The organism is Pseudoglutamicibacter cumminsii (assembly GCF_016907775.1).
GTDB lineage: Bacteria > Actinomycetota > Actinomycetes > Actinomycetales > Micrococcaceae > Pseudoglutamicibacter > Pseudoglutamicibacter cumminsii.
Genome location: NZ_JAFBCO010000001.1, coordinates 1,944,181 through 1,962,317 on the forward strand (window position 1 = coordinate 1,944,181; position 18,137 = coordinate 1,962,317).

Annotated in this window: 14 protein-coding genes; 3 read left to right on the forward strand and 11 right to left on the reverse strand. The window is 62.0% G+C overall.

Features of this window, described 5'->3' with window-relative positions; translation table 11 throughout:
• Positions 1 to 31: 31 nt before the first annotated feature.
• Entirely contained in the window at positions 32 to 1,018 is a 987-nt protein-coding gene (nadC, locus tag JOD50_RS08845; protein WP_239541564.1) for a carboxylating nicotinate-nucleotide diphosphorylase, read from the forward strand.
• Positions 975 to 2,162 (forward strand): aminotransferase class V-fold PLP-dependent enzyme, encoded by a 1,188-nt coding sequence (locus tag JOD50_RS08850; RefSeq protein ID WP_204881230.1) that lies wholly within the window; start codon positions 975 to 977, stop codon positions 2,160 to 2,162. The genes nadC and JOD50_RS08850 overlap by 44 nt, the downstream gene beginning before the upstream one ends.
• A 3-nt stretch (positions 2,163 to 2,165) precedes the next feature.
• On the opposite strand, the gene JOD50_RS08855 is transcribed toward JOD50_RS08850, so the two are convergent.
• A complete protein-coding gene (locus tag JOD50_RS08855; protein WP_204881231.1) occupies positions 2,166 to 3,857 on the reverse strand; it encodes a glycerol-3-phosphate dehydrogenase/oxidase in 1,692 nt (563 codons plus the stop codon).
• Between the two features lie 90 nt (positions 3,858 to 3,947).
• On the opposite strand from JOD50_RS08855, the gene JOD50_RS08860 reads away from it, so the two are divergent.
• A complete protein-coding gene (locus JOD50_RS08860; RefSeq protein ID WP_204881232.1) occupies positions 3,948 to 4,922 on the forward strand; it encodes an alpha/beta fold hydrolase in 975 nt (324 codons plus the stop codon).
• Here JOD50_RS08860 and JOD50_RS08865 read toward each other — a convergent pair.
• The 10 genes from JOD50_RS08865 to JOD50_RS08910 form a co-directional block, all read right to left on the reverse strand.
• Positions 4,909 to 7,053 (reverse strand): primosomal protein N' family DNA-binding protein, encoded by a 2,145-nt coding sequence (locus tag JOD50_RS08865; protein WP_204881233.1) that lies wholly within the window; start codon positions 7,051 to 7,053, stop codon positions 4,909 to 4,911. The two genes, JOD50_RS08860 and JOD50_RS08865, sit on opposite strands and share 14 nt — an antisense overlap.
• 32 nt (positions 7,054 to 7,085) lie before the next feature.
• Positions 7,086 to 8,288 carry a methionine adenosyltransferase gene (gene metK / locus JOD50_RS08870; RefSeq protein WP_101629341.1) on the reverse strand — a complete coding sequence of 401 codons (1,203 nt, stop codon included), beginning with the start codon at positions 8,286 to 8,288 and terminating at the stop codon, positions 7,086 to 7,088.
• Positions 8,289 to 8,344: 56 nt separating this feature from the next.
• Positions 8,345 to 9,598: a bifunctional phosphopantothenoylcysteine decarboxylase/phosphopantothenate--cysteine ligase CoaBC gene (coaBC, locus tag JOD50_RS08875; RefSeq protein ID WP_204881235.1), complete on the reverse strand. Its 1,254-nt coding sequence runs from the start codon at positions 9,596 to 9,598 to the stop codon at positions 8,345 to 8,347.
• A 250-nt stretch (positions 9,599 to 9,848) separates the two neighbouring features.
• Positions 9,849 to 10,121: a DNA-directed RNA polymerase subunit omega gene (rpoZ, locus tag JOD50_RS08880; protein ID WP_101629343.1), complete on the reverse strand. Its 273-nt coding sequence runs from the start codon at positions 10,119 to 10,121 to the stop codon at positions 9,849 to 9,851.
• A gap of 112 nt (positions 10,122 to 10,233) precedes the next feature.
• A complete protein-coding gene (gmk, locus tag JOD50_RS08885) occupies positions 10,234 to 10,821 on the reverse strand; it encodes a guanylate kinase (protein WP_204881236.1) in 588 nt (195 codons plus the stop codon).
• 53 nt (positions 10,822 to 10,874) lie between these two features.
• Entirely contained in the window at positions 10,875 to 11,771 is an 897-nt protein-coding gene (gene pyrF / locus JOD50_RS08890) for an orotidine-5'-phosphate decarboxylase (RefSeq protein ID WP_204881237.1), read from the reverse strand.
• Between the two features lie 2 nt (positions 11,772 to 11,773).
• A complete protein-coding gene (gene carB / locus JOD50_RS08895) occupies positions 11,774 to 15,070 on the reverse strand; it encodes a carbamoyl-phosphate synthase large subunit (RefSeq protein WP_204881238.1) in 3,297 nt (1,098 codons plus the stop codon).
• Between the two features lie 7 nt (positions 15,071 to 15,077).
• Positions 15,078 to 16,247 (reverse strand): glutamine-hydrolyzing carbamoyl-phosphate synthase small subunit, encoded by a 1,170-nt coding sequence (gene carA / locus JOD50_RS08900; RefSeq protein WP_204881239.1) that lies wholly within the window; start codon positions 16,245 to 16,247, stop codon positions 15,078 to 15,080.
• The gene (locus tag JOD50_RS08905; protein WP_204881240.1) at positions 16,248 to 16,823 is read right to left on the reverse strand and encodes a PH-like domain-containing protein; all 576 of its coding nucleotides are present in this window, start codon (positions 16,821 to 16,823) and stop codon (positions 16,248 to 16,250) included.
• Positions 16,820 to 18,136: a dihydroorotase gene (locus tag JOD50_RS08910; RefSeq protein ID WP_204881241.1), complete on the reverse strand. Its 1,317-nt coding sequence runs from the start codon at positions 18,134 to 18,136 to the stop codon at positions 16,820 to 16,822. The genes JOD50_RS08905 and JOD50_RS08910 overlap by 4 nt, the downstream gene beginning before the upstream one ends.
• Position 18,137: the final 1 nt, after the last annotated feature.

The window sequence follows — 18,137 nt, forward strand, 5'->3', positions numbered from 1 at the left end:
CGCGCAGAACTAAGCACAGGGAGTGAATCGCTTGGCTTTTAATGACGATGCTGTAGCTGGCTTGCCGGCGGATGCTCGCCAGATAGTCGCGGGGGCTTTGGAAGAGGACGCCCCGTACGGGGACATCACGTGTCGCACGTTCGTTGATGCGGACTCGGTGATCGACGCTGTGGTGCGGGCCCGAGAGGCCGGGGTCATGGCTGGCGGCGAGGTCTTCGCCGAGGTCATGCGCCAGGCCGCTGATCGTGTTGGAACGCTGGCCGGGCGCGGCCGCGAAACTAGCGTCATCCAGGTGCGCCAGCTTGTTGCTGGTGGTGAGACCTTCGATGCTGGCGATGTGCTGATCTCGGTTTCGGGGCCAGCGCACGCGGTTCTGCTCGGTGAACGCGTTGGCCTCAACCTTCTCCAGCGCATGTGTGCCATCGCTACCGTGACGCGCGCTTACGTTGACGCAGCGCAAGCGGGGCGGTCAAGCGGTGGTTTCGACGGCGTCGTGCGTGTTGCTGACACACGCAAGACCACCCCGGGGCTACGCTCGCTCGAACGGCTTGCGGTGCGCTGCGGTGGCGGATTCAACCATCGATGGGGCTTGTCGGACGCCGTGATGCTTAAGGACAACCACGTGAGCCTCTTGGGTGATGATGAGGAGCTGACCCGGAATCTGCTGCGGGGCAAGGAACGGCTGGGTCACACTACGCATTTCGAGGTCGAGGTGGATCATCCGGACCAGATCGAGCCTGTGCTCGCGGCGGGCGTGGACACCATCATGCTCGACAACTTCGATAATGATGCGCTCGCTGCGGGCGTCCGGCAGGTAGCTGGCCGCGCGTATGTAGAAGCGAGCGGGAACGTGAACTTAGAAACCATCGGGGCTATTGCGGCGACGGGCGTCGATGTGATCTCGGTCGGCGCTTTGACGCACGCGGTTTCGAACCTGGACCTCGGCCTGGATGCGGTGTTCGCGGATTCGGTCGGTGCTGACGCTGAATCGGATGGTGCCGGTGCTGTATCTGGATGAGGCGGCCTCGGCGCCGCAGTCCGCTGAGTCGTTGCGGCACCACATCGCGTGGCTTCAGCAAGGAATCGGCAACCCGGCGAGCGTCCACGCGGCCGGTGCTTCGATGCGGTCCGGCCTTGTTTCTGCCCGTTCGCTCATTGCGCGAGGTCTCAAGGTTGCGGAGAGCTCTGTCGTGTTTACTTCGGGAGGGACTGAGGCGAACGCGATGGCCGTCACGGGCCTCGCACGTGCCGCGCGTGACACCCAGCCGGAACGCACGCGAATCCTCGTTTCAGCCATCGAGCATTCCTCGGTCCTGACCCCGGCCCGGGATGTGGCCGTGCGTGAAGGTTTCTCTCTCGAGGAGATCCCGGTGAACTTCCGCGGGCTGCTCGACGTTGACGCTCTGGCCGCGATGCTCGATGAGCGGGTCGCGTTAGTCGCCGTTATGGCTGTCAATAACGAGGTCGGCAGCGTGCAACCGATCGAGGCCGTGGCCCGGCTCGCGCGTGATACTGGTGCCGCTGTGGTGTGCGATGCTGTCGCGGCTCCGGTGCCGCTCATGCCGGGGCTGGTGGCTCACTGTGACGCTTTGACGTTTGCGGGTCATAAGTTCGGTGGGCCTACGGGAACTGGCGCGTTGGTTCTGGCCGGGAACGTTACGAATGCGCGCGGATTCGTACCGATGCTGCCGGGTTCGCAAGAGAACGGATTGCGGGCAGGAACGCCGAACGTTCCCGGCCTGATGGGTATGGCGGCTGCGTTCTCTGAGAAGCTCACGGCTGGTCCGGCGGAAGGAGAAACCCCTGCCGAACAACTTAAACGCGTTGTCCGTGAGCACGCCGGTGACGAGGTTGTGGTGCTCGGCCCTGATACGCCTCAGGACAGCTCCCCCAGCATCGCAATGTTTCTTTTCCCGCGCGTCAACGGTGAGGCGATGCTGATTGAACTCGAACACCGCGGCGTCGTGTGCTCGAGCGGCTCGGCGTGCCACGCGGGATCAACCGAACCATCGCGCGTTCTCACTGCCATGGGGATCGGCGCGGCGCAGGCACGAACGTCCGTGCGCATGAGCATCGGCCGTCGACTCAGCCAGGAAGAGGAAGCGACCCTAGGTACCGCAGTTGCGGAGTCTCTCGCATCGCTTGTGCCTATGCCTGGCTAGCCTTCAGCAGCTCATCGATTTCAGGAGCGCTTCGACCTCGCTGACCACCGCATCGTTCGCTTCTCCGTTGAAGCGCAGGTTGGTGCGTCGCCGCAGGATGTCTTCGGCGCTCGTGGCGTGTTCGCGCTGAGCCATCCACGCGACCTCTCCCCTGAGGAGCCCACGCGCGTGGGTCAACGGTTGCGTCGCATCGGGATCCGCCCCTGTGCCGATGAGCTCCGCGATGAACTCTGCCACCTCGTTCGCGTAGGAACCGTAGCGTTCAACCAGCGCTGGTGCGTACTCGCCCACGACCTTCTCGCAATCCTCGGTGGGATCGTATCGGCGGATCATTCCTTTGACGTCCCTGCCGCGGGTTGTTTTCGTGCGCTCGCGGTCAAGGTGATCGAGGACGTGGTCGCTCAGTTGCTCCCCGACCGCGCGGAACGTCGTGAACTTCCCGCCCACAAGGCACATGAGCGGGATTCCGCCGCGGGTTGAGCCGGAGGCATGGTTCAGGTGCACGATGTGGTGGTCGCGTGTGATCGCGCCGGTTGCGTTGGCGTTGGATCGCGGCAAAGGCCGCACGCCGGCGAACGTGTGCACGACGTGTTCCCTCGTGATCGGGATGTTCGGGAACATGTCTTGCACCAGATCGAGCAAGTAGTCGTATTCCTCGTCCGAGCACTCGGGTACTTCCCCAGCCTGGGCCGGTAGGTCCGTCGTGCCGACGAGCACGCGGTCCGCGAGCGGGCAGATCAGCACAATCCGGCCGTCTTTATGTTCGAAGAGAATCTCGCCGCCGCGGCACGCCTCAAGCAGTGCCGGATGGTTGAGCACGAGGTGCGCACCCTTGGTGCCGCCCATGAAATTCGTTTCGTGACCGAGCGCGCGGTTGGTGAGGTCAACCCAGTTGCCGGACGTGTTGATGATGATGCGGGGCTTGACCTCGATGTCGCGTCCAGTGAGCTGATCGGTCAGCGTTACAGCGCCAGACGTACCCGTGCCGGACTCGTGACCAGTCACCCCAAGCTGGTTCGCAACGCGGGCCCCGTAATCCTCGGCCTCGCTCAACAGATCGATGATGAGGCGCTCAGGGCTTTCTACCTGGGCGTCCTGATACTGAGCGACGTAACGCGTGTCGGGCCGCAGTTCCGGGAATGCGCGCCGCACGGCCTTGCGACCCATCAGGAACGAGTGGCGCTTGAGGCCGGCGGCTTTCCTCGTCGCCCTCGAATACGCGTCGTAGAGCATAAGCCCAGCTTTGATCATGAGGGCACCGCGCTCGGCCGGAGCACCTTGGTAATCCTTGATGAGGAAGCGCAGCGGAGCGTTCATGATGCCCGTGAAAGTTGTCCGCAGCGGCACGAAGGTTGGTAGCGGGCGCACACGGTGAGCGGCATGGTGAAGCAGGCGGTTGCGTTCCTGCACCGACTCTTTGACCAGCCGGAACTCGCCGTACTCGAGGTAGCGGATTCCGCCGTGGATCATGTGGCTGGATGCCCCGCTCGCACCGTAAGCGAAGTCGTTGGCTTCAGCGAGCACAACGTCAACGCCTTGAAGCGCTAGCTCACGAGCCGTTGCGGCTCCGTTGATTCCGCCGCCGATAATCAAGACATCGGTTTCTGGCCGCTCAGCGATCCGGGTGATCGATTCGCGAATGATCGATTCGCGAACCGCCGGAGCGCCATCAGCTGTCTTCTTGTCTGAACGCATACCGACCATCTTGCCGGTGTGAACTTCAAGTAACAAGCACGACCCGGCATAAAACCGCGATTACGCCTGCTTGTCACCTAAGGTTAAAGCGTGAGTAAGGACAGCATCGCGAAGCACCCGTATCCGGCCTCAATCCCGCTTGCCGAGCGGCCGCTCGACGATGACCGGGACTCGCTGTACTTCGATCTCAACGTCCATGGATCGCGGATGCGCACGTGGGTCTACCCTGCCGTGAAAGCCACCTCCAGCACCCGAACGTTCCTCGCGATCCACGGTTTCCGCGGAGACCACCACGGCTTGCGTCGCGTGATCAACGCGATGCCAGAACACACGTGGGTCGTGCCTGATCTCCCCGGCTACGGCGTCTCCACGCCGTTCGGCAGCAGCCATGTTCACGACGACAGCCAAGCTCGACACACGGCGCACGGCTTCCATGCGGTGATCGATGCGCTCATCGACGTCCTCGAACTCAGCCCTGACACCGTTCTGCTCGGGCACTCGTTCGGTTCCGTCGTGACATCGACGTACATGGCGGCCAAGCCTGGACGTTTTGCGCGCCTCATTCTTGTCAACCCGATCTCCGAGCCGCCACTCGCCGGCCGCCACATCGTGCTGACCCAAGCCACTCGCCTGCTCTACGAGCTCGGAACCCGCGTTCCAGCCCGTTGGCGCACCGCGGTCCTCAGCTCGCCAGCGCTCGTCGACGGCGCAACCATCACCATGACTACAAGCAAAGACCGCGCAACGCGCGACTACATCCGCCACCAGCATCGGGCATATATGAGCGGCTTCGCAAGCCCGGAAGTGCTGCTGGAAACCTATGAGTCCTCGGTTCGTACCACGGTGCTCGATGCGGCGGCAGATGTCGATGCGCCCACGCTACTGATTGCAGGGGCTGGAGATCCGCTGGGCACAGTCGCAAGCCAGACCGCGCTTGAAGCGCTCTTCCCGAACGCCCGGCTGGTCATGATCCCTCGCGTCGGGCATTTGATCCACTACGAGACGCCACAAACTGCGGCGCAGGCAATGAGGGATTGGCTGTCAGGCTCGCCTACAGCTCGCTAGGGTCATCCACACGAACCATGACCTTGGGGTCACGCCGGAGCGACCCCAAAACCTTACGCCTCCGCAGAGCGTGGGTCACCTTGGGTCCGGATGCGTAATCGAAGAAGAGAAGCCAACGTTGCTCGGCATCATCCGATCCGTCGGCAACGGGCGTCGGCCCGACGGCCCGGACCCCATCGACTGCCTGCATATCGGAACAGAACTGATTGACCACTTCGCGCGGACCCGTCAGCGAGGCCGAACGAACAGCGGGAGGCAAACCCACTTCCGAACGCTCAGCGAGCTCCTGCGCAGCCAGTCCAGACGGATCCCAGCGCACCAAAGCCCTACCTTGAGGCGACGGATGCCCCGTGAGGACTACCTCACCACCGTCCTGACGACCACGCACCAAGGCCGCGGCAGCAAACCAACGGTGAGCCACGTTCTCCCCCGAACGCAAACCACTGGAAGCCAGCATCGCATCCGCGTCCAGAAGCAACGCGGCCGCATAACCGCCGTCTACGAGCGGCTCAGCGCCCGGCGTCGCAATCACCAACTGAGGTTTAGCGTCTACGTGGTGCACCGCATCGGCCCCTGTTGCGCGAACCAACGGAACACCAGGGAACGCGCGGCCGAACTCCTCGACTGTGCGCTGGGCGCCCACGTGGCCCGCACGCAACTGACGCCCGTCGCACTCAGCACACGAAAAGGCGCGCTCGATCGTCCCGCACCAGCCGCATGTTGGAGCGGGATCATGCGACCCCAAGAACTGCAGAGGACCCTGGCACTGCCGGCACCTCGCCGGCATACGGCAACGTTGACACCGCAACAACGGGATGAACCCTGTGCGGGCGACCTGAACCAAGACCGGTCCCGATTCGAGAGCCTTGCGGGCTACCTCGAAAGCCAAACGCGGAAGCCGAACCGAATGGAAAATAGGGTCTCGCTCGGACTCGTAGCTATCCGATGTTGCCCTGACCCACGGGGTGCAATCCCGCAGGAGCGAACGTTCAGCCGCAAGCTCTCGGGCCCACCCGGTTTCGACCAGACGTTGAGCCTCAGAACTGCGTGCAAAGGACGCGAAAATAGCAGCACACCCTGACTCTTGCGCGCGCAACAGCAGAACCTCGCGGGCGTGATGATACGGAGCGCGTTGCTCAACGTGCGAATCATCGTGGTCGTCCCACATCGCGACCAGGCCGAGGCCCCACACAGGTGCGAACGCCGCCGAACGCGTTCCTGCAACAATTCGGCGTTGTCCCGTCACTACCTCAAGAAACGAGCGATACCGAGGGCTCGGGCCATCATCAGCGGAAAGACGCGCATAAGCATGCTGGCCCACAACCGCATCGAGCGCTTTGGACAACGTATCTAGATCGCGTGCATCCGGAACTACGAGGACGCTTCCCCGCCCCGAAGCCAGCGTTGCCGCCGCAGCTGTTGCCAAGCGGACGGCCCACCCCTCAAGCCGATGTTGGGCGTCACCGGGTGAGCCCAGATCGCGAGACACCGCTTGCGCAACTACATCACCCGGTGTGACAGTAACGACCGCGCGCGGAGATTCCCCAGCCGTCAAGGCTGAGGTGAGCCATGCATCGGGATCCTCAGGCGCCCACGATACCGCCCACGCTTGAGTCTTCGGGTCCACAACGGGCAACGCCACCGGCCCCGGCCACGGCTCCTTCTCGATCCGGGCAACCCTCGGAGCCACAGCCGACTTCACGACGTCAGCAAGCGTACCTGCATAACGTTCAGCAACCGCCTCCGACAGCCGCAAAACCGCAGCCGACAGAACAGGCAACGGCGAGTAGACCGTCATGAGCGGACGCGGCGTCACCTCGGGATCACAGTCGGCGGCCCGCTCAACGATGTACCCGTTGACCCGCCGCCCACCGAAGACGACACGCACGCGGGCGCCAGGAACCGCATCGGAATCCTGATTCTTCAAGACCGCGTAATCGAAGAGTCGATCGAGATGCGGAACCGGGGTATCGACCAAAACCCGGGCGTAAGGAAGCTGATCAGCGTACTCATCAGCGCCGATCCGAGGCGTTTTCGACGCTCGCTTAGCCGGCTGGGCGTCCTTGACACCAGGCGAAAAACCAAACTGGGAGGCGTCGAACAAAACGCCATCAGGCGAATCAGTCAACATGCCTCCCAGCTCAGAGAATCCAGTTCAGTTCATCACAGGTTGAAGTAGGACTTGAGTGCGTCGACGCGGTCCAGGTTCTCCCACGTGAAATCAGGGTCAGGCCGGCCGAAGTGGCCGTGCGCTGCAGTCTTGCGGTAGATCGGACGCTTGAGGTTGAGATCCTCGATGATGCCGAGCGGACGCAGATCGAAGACCTCACGAATCGCCGAGGCGATCTTGACCGGATCCTCCTGCGAGGTGCCGAACGTCTCAACGTACAGACCCACCGGAGCTGCCTGACCAATGGCGTAAGCGACCTGGATTTCAGCGCGGTCAGCCAAACCAGCTGCCACAACGTTCTTCGCAACCCAGCGGGCAGCATACGCAGCCGAGCGGTCAACCTTCGAAGGGTCCTTACCCGAGAACGCGCCACCGCCGTGGCGGGCAAAACCACCGTAGGTATCAACGATGATCTTGCGGCCAGTCAGACCAGCGTCACCGACCGGGCCACCAATAATGAACTTGCCCGAAGGGTTCAGCAGGATCTCCGACTCGGATGAATCCAGCTCCTCGGTAGCCAATACAGGCTTGACGACGTAGTCATGCAGATCGGACTGAACCGATACGAGGTCGTAGTCCTCTGCGTGCTGGCTCGAAACCACAACCGACTCGATCGAAACCGGCTTGTCACCGTCATAACCGATCGTGACCTGCGTCTTGCCGTCAGGCCGCAAGCCCGGCAGTACGCCGTCACGGCGCACACGCGTCAACTGCTGCGAGAGACGGTGCGCCAAGTGGATCGGGGTCGGCATGAACGAATCGTTCTCGTTGGTCGCGTAACCGAACATGATGCCCTGGTCGCCGGCACCCTGGATATCACGTGGATCCTTAGCCTTGCCGAGACGCTGTTCAAGCGAAGAGAACACGCCAGAAGAAATCTCCTGGGACTGCTGACCGATCGAGATATTGACGCCGCATCGAGCACCGTCGAAACCGTTGGCGGACGAGTCGTAGCCCAAATCAAGGATGGTCTCGCGAACGATCTCCGGGATCTCAACGTACGCGTCCGTCGTGACTTCACCCGCAACCTGAACCAGGCCCGTCGTCGTCAACGTTTCAACAGCCACGCGGGACTCAGGGTCCTTGGCCAGAAGAGCGTCCAAGATCGCGTCAGAAATCTGGTCGCAGATTTTATCCGGGTGCCCCTCGGTCACAGACTCCGAAGTGAAAAGGCGTAGGTGATCAGAAGTAAACATCATTATTTTTCGATTCTATAGAGCTTGGACGGTGCAGCTTATGCTTCAGTGACGAATCATTGATGAAACCTGGCAGCAATCGCATCCACAACAAAATCAGCGACTTCGCGTTTAGAGCCGGAGAACTCACCGGCATCAGATCCGTCAGCAGCCAAAACAGCGACGGTGTTATCAGGCGTACCGAAACCTCGAGTCTCGGACACCTCGTTCACAACAAGCAGGTCGGCGCCCTTGCGCTCGAGCTTGGCACGACCGTATTCGAGAACACTGCCGTTCTTATCGCCGGTCTCTGCTGCAAAACCAACGATGATGCGAGGCAGAAGACCTTGCTCGGTCGCAGCGCTGCTCTCGTCGTTACGTTGAGCACGAGCACGCCGATCTTCTACCAGACCCTTCAAAATATCTGGGTTACGGACCAACTCGATCACAGGCGCCGAATCATCGGCTGGGTTCTTCTTGATCTTGCTGTCCACGTATTCTTTCGGCCGGAAATCGGCAACAGCGGCGGCCATGACAACCACATCAGCTTCTGCGGCCGCATCGCGCATAACCCGCTCCAGATCATAGGCCGTCGTCACAGCAGTGACCTCTACGCCATCGGGAGCTGGAACTTCGATGTTGGCGGCCACGAGTTCAACCTCAGCCCCCGCGTCACGCAATGCCTCAGCCAGAGCCACACCCTGGCGTCCGGATGAGCGGTTACCCAAGAAACGTACGGGATCCAAAGGCTCGCGAGTACCGCCAGCGCTGACGACAGCACGCACACCAGCAAGCGGCACCGGCCGGTCGATGAGCGCGAGGGCTTCGCGGGCAATGACCGAAATCTCTTCGAGCCGGCCAGGCCCGGTGTCCTTGCCCGTGAGGCGACCAACAGCCGGGTCTGGTACATGGACACCGCGGCTCCGCAAGGTTGCGACATTCGCTTGAGTGGCGGCGTTCTGCCACATCTCGGTATGCATTGCCGGCGCCATATACACGGGCGCGGTTGCTGTGAGGATCGTAGCGGTCAGCAAATCATCAGCACGGCCAGTAGCGACACGAGCCAACAGATCCGCGGTGGCTGGAGCCACGACCACGAGGTCAGCTTCCTGGCCAAGTCGAACATGATTGACGCTGTCGACAGCTTCGAACACGGAGGTACGCACAGGATTGTGGGATAGCGCCTCCCACGTTGCGGCACCAACAAAATTCAGCGTTGACTTCGTCGGGATCACGTCAACGTGATGTCCAGCCTCAGTGAATTCGCGCACCAAGCCAGGGACCTTATACGCAGCGATACCGCCGCCAACTCCGACGACAATCCGAGCCATCCGAAACCCCTACCTCGCTCAACCGTCCCTCAATCCGCGAACAGCGCGAACTGTCCAATGCGGCACCGTGCTCATTCGAAGACCGTGCTCATTCGAAGCTCATTCGAAACACCGCATCTATTTAAACACGCGAAGACGTATGTAGGTTCATAAACGTTAACGGACCCCATGTACCAGGACCGCAGAACCCACATACGTCCGCGAAAACGTTACGTGGTACCTACGTAACCGAGTCTACTCAGCAGCAGGCTTACTCAGCAGCAGGCTTGGACTCTTTGAGAGGCTTCACTTCGAGAAGGCCTTCGTTGTATTCGCGCAGAGCGATCGAAAGCGGCTTCTCGTTTGGCTGGGTGTCAACGAGCGGACCAACGTATTCGAACAGTCCCTCGTGCAGCTGCGAATAGTAGGCGTTGATCTGACGTGCACGCTTGGCTGCGTTGATGACCAGCGCGTACTTCGAGTCAACGTGGGTCAGCAGTTCATCGATCGATGGATCGGTGATACCTGGCAGTTCTTCAGACACAAAGTCTCCTTGGCATTGGTATTGACACGGATCTGTCAATGGCACCATGAGGTGCAAACTATAAGTTTACAACGTCGAAGCCACAGTCGTGACCATCACGGCCGTGAACCTCTCAGTGGGTCGGATCGATACCCATGATCCGCACGAGCTCGGCGGCCGCACGCTCAACTTCGTCGTTGACGATGGTGTGATCGAATTCCGATTCAGCTGCGAGTTCCTTTTTCGCGGTCTCAAGTCGGCGAGCTTGTTCTTCTTCGCTCTCAGTCCCGCGGCCAATCAGCCGGGCAACCAGTTCATCCCACGACGGTGGGGCGAGGAACACGAAGCGTGCTTCGGGCAGGGTTTCGCGGATCTGGCGTGCACCCTGCAGATCGATCTCCAGCAGAACGTGCTTGCCGTCAGCAACCGCTGCATCGACTGAAGCGCGCGGGGTTCCGTACGTGTTCTGGCCGTGAACGACCGCGTACTCCAGCATTTCCCCGGCATCGATCATGCGGCGGAACTCGTCAGGTGAAACGAACTGATAATGCACGCCGTCGACCTCGCCTGGGCGTGGATCGCGGGTCGTCGCCGACACTGAAAGCCACACTTCTGGATAGTTCTCCCGGATGAACGTCGAGACGGTACCTTTGCCGACCGCCGTCGGGCCAGCCAGCACCGTGACCCGTGCTGGGTTGGGTTTGGTTTCAGGCTGTGCCATAGGTTTTCCTCCATTATCCCGGAAATCTGGAGGCCGATGCGGCCGAGTTCATTCTAGCTATTGACTGAAGCGCTATTGACTGAAGCGAGGTCTTCCTGAGCGGCTTCGATTGCGGCTTCCATCGCGTGTGGCTTCGCAAGTGAACGCGATGCTGGAACGACCACTTGATCCCAGACGTCACCGAACGTTTCGGCGAGGTCCGATGCGGTCGCCCCTTGCGCTCCGTAGCCCGGCGTCAACAGTGGTGGCTTGCCTGCGGCCAGGTCGATGCCGAGCTTACGTGCCGCATCGCCGGTCGTCGCGCCGACGACGAGGCCGACGTCACCTAGTGCGGCGGTGACGGCCGCATCAGGCGCGCTGCTAGCGTGGTGAGCCGACATGCGTTGGTTGACCTCGGCTACATCGGTGACTACACGCAGTGCCGCGGAGTCATCGCCGCCTGCGTGCTGAACACGTGCACCCTCAGGGTTGGAGGTCAACCCGAGAACGAAGACTCCACCGCCGAATTCCGTCGCGGTATCAAAAACCGGGCCGAGCGCCCCTACCCCGAGGTACGGCGATACGGTGACGGCATCCGCAGCGAGCGGCGAGGACGGATCCAGCCAAGCCTGGGCGTAGCCGGCCATCGTGGACCCGATGTCTCCACGCTTCGCATCCGCCAGAACAAGGATTCCCTGTTCTGTGGCCGCGGCCTGGACCTTCTCGAGCGCAGCTAGCCCTGCGGAGCCGAAACGCTCGAACAGCGCGACCTGCGGCTTGATGATGCCGGCGCGGCCGGCCGCGGCTTTCACCGCGGCCAAGCCGAACTCGAGCGCACCTTCAGCTGACTCTGCAAGCCCCCAGTCCTTGAGGATCGAAGCGTGCGGGTCGATGCCCACGCACAACTTGCCGTAGCGTTCCATTGCCTGGGCAAGCCGTGACCCGAAGGGCTGAACCGAATCCGTGGCCATGCTTAGCCCTCTTCTCCAGCGCGGATCGCTGCGAGCCGTTCAGCGTGTTCCTGGAGGCTTGCAACCTCCCATGGGTAGGTGCGCTGAGCCTCGATCGCCATGACGGCGGAGCTGAACTCAGCGACCGTCGTGATGATCGGGGTGCCCACCGACGTCGCTGCTGCGCGGATCTCGTAGCCGTCGGAACGCGAATCCCCACCGCCGGACGGCGTGTTCATGATCATCGCGATCTCACCGTCGGTTACAAGGTCAACGATCGAGCGTTCATCGCCGGCTTCGTGAACCTTGTTGACCACGGTCGCCTTGATGTCGTTGCGGCGCAGAACGTCTGCCGTACCGCCGGTGGAAACGATTTCGAAGCCGAGGTCCGCCAGCAGTTTGACTGGCATGACGACCGAACGCTTATCGCGGTTCGCAACCGATACGAAGACCTTGCCTTCGGTCGGCAACGGGTTGTTCGCGGCAGCCTGGGACTTAGCGAAGGCCGTATCGAAGTGCTTATCGATACCCATGACTTCACCGGTCGAACGCATCTCGGGGCCGAGCAGCGAGTCCACGGCGCGGCCGTCTTCGGTGCGGAAGCGAGCAAATGGAAGAACGGCTTCCTTGACCGCGATGGCCGAACCCATTGGCAAGCATGCGCCGTCGCCTTCCGCTGGAAGGATTCCGCCGCGCATCGACGCGATGGTTGCGCCAACACCGATGAGTGCCGCTGCCTTGGCAAGCTCAACACCGGTCGCCTTGGAGACGAACGGAACCGTGCGGGATGCACGCGGGTTCGCTTCGATGACGTAGAGGACATCGGATGCGAGCGCAAACTGGATGTTGATGAGGCCGCGCACGCCGACGCCTTCTGCGATGGCGCGGGTTGCCGCCGAAACGCGGTCGAGGGTTTCCTGCGAGAGCGTGGTCGGTGGCAGCGTGCACGCGGAGTCGCCAGAGTGGATACCGGCTTCCTCGATGTGCTCCATAACGCCACCGATGAACAGGTCGCTGCCGTCGAACAGCGCGTCCACGTCGATCTCGATCGCGTCTTCGAGGAAGCGATCCACGAGCATCGGGTGGTCTGCGGTGATCTCGGTAGCGTTCTCTACGTAGGTTGCGAGCTGGGCTTCGTCGTAGACGATCTCCATGCCGCGGCCGCCCAGAACGTAGGACGGGCGCACCAGAACCGGGTAGCCGATTTCGTCCGCAATCTTCTTGGCCTGCTCGAAAGACACGGCGGTGCCGTTCTTCGGTGCGGTGAGACCCGCGCGGTCCAGAACGCGCTGGAACTCGCCACGGTGCTCGGCGAGATCGATTGCGGTTGGGCTCGTGCCGAGGATCGGAACGCCTGCGGACTCGAGCTCGGCTGCGAGCTTAAGCGGGGTCTGACCGCCGAGTTGGACGTAGACACCCAGCACGCCGCCGGTCGCCTGCTCAGCGTGGATGATCTCGAGGACATCCTCGAGCGTGAGCGGCTCGAAATAGAGGCGGTTGGACACGTCGTAGTCGGTCGAGACGGTCTCTGGGTTGCAGTTGATCATGACCGTCTCGTAGCCGGCATCGCGCAGGGCCATGGTCGCGTGGACACACGAGTAGTCGAACTCGATGCCCTGGCCGATGCGGTTCGGGCCGGAACCGAGGATGATGACGGACGGCTTGTCGTGCTGCGCGAGTTCGGTCTCTTCGTCGTACGAGGAGTACAGGTATGGCGTGAAAGCCTCGAACTCGGCGGCGCACGTGTCAACGGTCTTGAACACTGGGCGGATTCCGAGCGCCTGGCGGATGCCACGCACAACGTCTTCGCGGCGGTGCGCGAGCTTGGCGATCTGCGCGTCGGAGAATCCGTGACGCTTAGCCAGACGCAAGGTCTCAGGCGATAGATCCTGGTCGGCTGCGATCTGTTCGGCTACCTCGTTGATCAACTGGAGCTGGTCGAGGAACCACGGGTCGATCGCAGTCGCCGCGTAGACGCGTTCGATGCTCGCGCCACCAAGCAGCGCGCGCTGAACGTTGTAGATGCGCTCGGTCGAACCACGTTCGGATTCCTTGAGCAGTTGCTCAATCTCAGCCTCATCCGGCTTCTCGAAGCTGAACTCGGCATCCTTCTGCTCAAGCGAGCGCATCGCCTTCTGCAGAGCCTCCGTGAAGTTGCGGCCCAGTGCCATCGCTTCGCCGACCGACTTCATGGTCGTGGTCAGAGTCGCGTCAGCTGCCGGGAACTTCTCGAACGCGAAGCGTGGAACCTTCACGACAACGTAGTCGAGCGCAGGCTCAAACGAAGCCGGGGTCTTCTGTGTGATGTCGTTCGGGATCTCATCGAGCGTGTAGCCCAGCGAAAGCTTCGCAGCGATCTTGGCAATCGGGAAACCGGTCGCCTTAGAGGCGAGAGCCGAGGAACGCGATACGCGTGGATTCATTTCGATCACGACGACGCGGCCAGTTGCCGGGTCAACGGCGAACTGGATGTTGCATCCGCCGGTGTCGACGCCGACTTCACGGATCACGTTGATCGAGATGTCGCGTAGCTTCTGGTACTCGACATCGGTCAGCGTCATGGCTGGTGCGACGGTGATCGAGTCACCCGTGTGAACACCCACCGGGTCGAAGTTTTCGATGGTGCACACGACAACCACGTTGTCGTTCTTATCGCGCATCATCTCGAACTCGTATTCCTTCCAGCCGAGGATGGACTCCTCGAGGAGCACCTCGCTGGTTGGCGAATACTGCAGGCCGGCACCGCAAATGCGGCGCAGGTCGTCTTCGTTGTAGGCCATGCCGGAGCCGAGGCCACCCATCGTGAAGGATGGGCGGACCACGACCGGATAGCCGAGTTCCTCGACGGCTTCGAACGCCTGCTCCATCGTGTGAACGATCGCGGAGCGAGCGGATTCACCGCCCGAGCGTTCCACGACGCCCTTGAACTTCTCGCGGTCTTCGCCGAGTTCGATGGCTTCGATGTTCGCGCCGATGAGTTCGACGTTGAACTTCTCAAGCACGCCGGACTTATCGAGCTCGATCGCGGTGTTGAGCGCGGTCTGGCCACCCAGGGTAGGCAGCAGAGCGTCCGGGCGTTCCTTTTCGATGATCTTCGCGACCACGCTCGGGGTGATCGGCTCGACGTAGGTCGCGTCCGCCATCGCTGGGTCGGTCATGATGGTCGCCGGGTTGGAGTTGACCAGGATCACGCGTACGCCCTCTTCCTTGAGGACGCGCAGCGCCTGGGTTCCTGAGTAGTCAAACTCGGCGGCCTGACCGATGACGATCGGGCCGGAGCCGATCACAAGGACGGATGAAATGTCAGTGCGCTTTGGCATGGAGGTTTCAGCCTTCCTTCTGCGCGGTGTGCGCTTGCATAAGTTCGATGAAACGGTCGAAGAGGTACGAGGAGTCGTGTGGTCCCGCACCGGATTCTGGGTGGTACTGCACCGAGAACGCTGGGATGTCGAGGCAGCGGATGCCTTCGACAACCTGGTCGTTGAGGCCGATGTGGGAGACCTCTACGCGGCCGAAGCGCGACTCGGGCGCCTCTACGGTTCCCTCGACTGGAATGTCGATCGCGAAGCCGTGGTTCTGCGAGGTGATTTCGACGCGGCCGGTTGCCTTGTCGAGGACCGGCTGGTTCATGCCGCGGTGGCCGAAAGGCAGCTTGTAGGTCGAGAATCCGAGCGCGCGTCCCAAGATCTGGTTGCCGAAGCAGATGCCGAAGAGCGGGATGTTGGCGTCGAGTACGTCGCGGACGAACTGAACCTCAGGGTCGGCCTGGGCAGGGTCGCCGGGGCCGTTCGAGATGAAGACGCCGTCGAAGTTTTCGCCCTTGATGTCGGCGAACGTGGATGCGGCAGGCAACACGCGTACGCGAACGCCGCGTTCTGCGAGTCGGCGCGGGGTCATGCCCTTGATACCGAGGTCGAGTGCGGCAACGGTTGCGAGCGGTTCACCTTCCCAGCCGTGATCGGCTGCGTCTACCCAGTAGCTTTCCTTGGTCGTGACGACGTCGGAGAGGCGCTGGCCCTGCATCGAAGGCTGGCCCTTGACGGTCTCTACGAGTTCCTCGACCGGCTTTTCCGCAGCTTCACCCGAGAAGATGCCGGCCTTCATCGCACCAGCGGTGCGGATGTGGCGGGTCACAGCACGGGTGTCGATGCCCGCGATGCCCACGATGCCGTCGCGCTCAAGCTCGTCATCCAGCGTGGTTTCGGAGCGCCAGTTCGAAGCGATGCGCGATGGCTCGCGGACTGCGTAGCCGGCGACCCAGATCTGAGCCGATTCGTTATCGGTCGGGTTGGCGCCGGTGTTGCCGATGTGCGGGAACGTCTGGACGACGATCTGCCCTGCGTAGGACGGGTCGGTCAGGGTTTCCTGGTAGCCGGTCATGCCCGTGGTGAAGACGAGTTCACCGAGGGTCTGGCCACGTTTGCCGTAAGCGGTTCCGCGGAATACGCGGCCGTCTTCAGTGACAAGGAGTGCCTTGTCGTGATCGGTGTGTGCCACCTATGCCGTCCTTTCTGGGTGCGTCCCGTTCACCGCGCCCGCGTTGTCGTTCGCGGTCGTCGATGAGTTCGGTTGCGTGTGAATTTCTGGGGCGAGCTTACGCAAAGCTGCCAAGAGTGTGCTGTGTACGGTGCGGGATTCGGCCCGGAAGCCGGTGTCGACGCTCGTTTCGCCGAGACTGTGGCGGATCACGATAACACCGCCGTCTTCAACGAACTTGCCGACCATGCCGCGCACCGTCGTGATCCCAGTGATGTGCTGGGCTGGGATGAAGAAGTTGTCCGCTTCGGTCCGGTAGACGGCCACGCCGTCCTCGCAGACCGAGAGCGCCGCCGCGCATCGGACGCCGAGCTCGTGTGCCGCGATCCGCTCGAGGTGCTGACCCGCGAAGGTCGTGACAACGTAGGTTCCTTCGCCTTCAACGCGTGGCTCAGCCAGCTCAGCTGGAAGCTGGTGCGGTGCCGCGATCGCTGATTGCCGCTTCTTGCGGTGCGACCAACCGAGCAACATGAGCGCGATAGCGAGAACGCAGATCGCCACCGTGACGATCAAGCCAATGAATTCTCCCTGAGTCATGCAACCTCCTTGCGTGGGGTTGCGAGCTCGCCGTCCATGAACGTCGCGTGGCCCGCGTAGAACGTGTGCATGACCTTGCCTGGGAGTTCGAGGCCCTTGTACGGCGAGTTACGGCCCTTGGTGTGATGCTCTTCAGGGTTCACGATGCGCACGGCACTTGGGTCGTACAGCGTCACGTTGGCCACGGAACCGACTTCGAGCGGCTGTCCGTGGTTGGTCGCCTTGATGAGCTTGGCTGGGGCAGTCGACATGATGCGTGCGACGTCTTCCCACGTGATCATTCCCGTGTCCACGAGGGTCTTCTGGACCACAGGCAGGGCCGTCTCGAGGCCAGTCATGCCCATCGCGGCTTCGTTCCAGGCGCACTGCTTGGTTTCCGATGTGTGTGGCGCGTGGTCGGTTCCGATCATGTCGATCGTGCCGTCAGCAACGGCCTCACGCAGCGCGAGGGTGTCTTCCTTGGTGCGAAGCGGCGGGTTAACTTTGAACACTGGGTCGTAGCCGCGCACCATTTCTTCAGTCAGAAGCAGGTGGTGCGGGGTGACCTCGGCGGTCACGTCGATGCCTTGGGACTTAGCCCAGCGGATGATCTCGACGCTTCCCTTGGTCGATACGTGGCATACGTGCAAGCGGGAGTCGACGTGCTGAGTCAGCAAAACATCGCGAGCGATGATCGATTCCTCTGCGACGGCTGGCCAACCGGTCAAGCCGAGCTCCGAAGACACGATGCCCTCGTTCATCTGAGCACCCTCGGTTAGGCGTGGCTCCTGCGCGTGCTGTGCGACCACGCCGTCGAAGGAGCGAACGTATTCGAGTGCCCGACGCATCAGAACAGGGTCGAAAACGCACATGCCGTCGTCGGAGAACATGCGGACGTTGGCGCGGGAGTCTGCCATCGCACCTAGCTCCGCGAGGCGCTCGCCAGCAAGGCCCTGAGTCACTGCGCCGATAGGGCGAACCTCAGCCCAGCCGGCCTTCTCCCCCAGCTGTCGTACCGACTCGACAACGCCAGCGGTGTCTGCGACCGGCATCGAGTTGGCCATCGCGTAGACCGCAACGAAGCCGCCGGCTGCGGCTGCCTGCGTGCCTGTCTCGACGGTTTCGGCGTCTTCGCGGCCAGGTTCGCGCAAGTGCGTGTGCGGGTCAACCAAGCCAGGAAGCGCGATCAGGCCTTTGGCATCGATGACGTGCGCCTCTTCAGGTGCAGTGATGCTTCCAGCGTCGGCGATGTCCTTGATGACACCTTCATCCAGGAGGATGTCCGCGGTGTTTCCGTTGGGGAGAGTGACGGATTGAATCAACGTGGTCTTCATG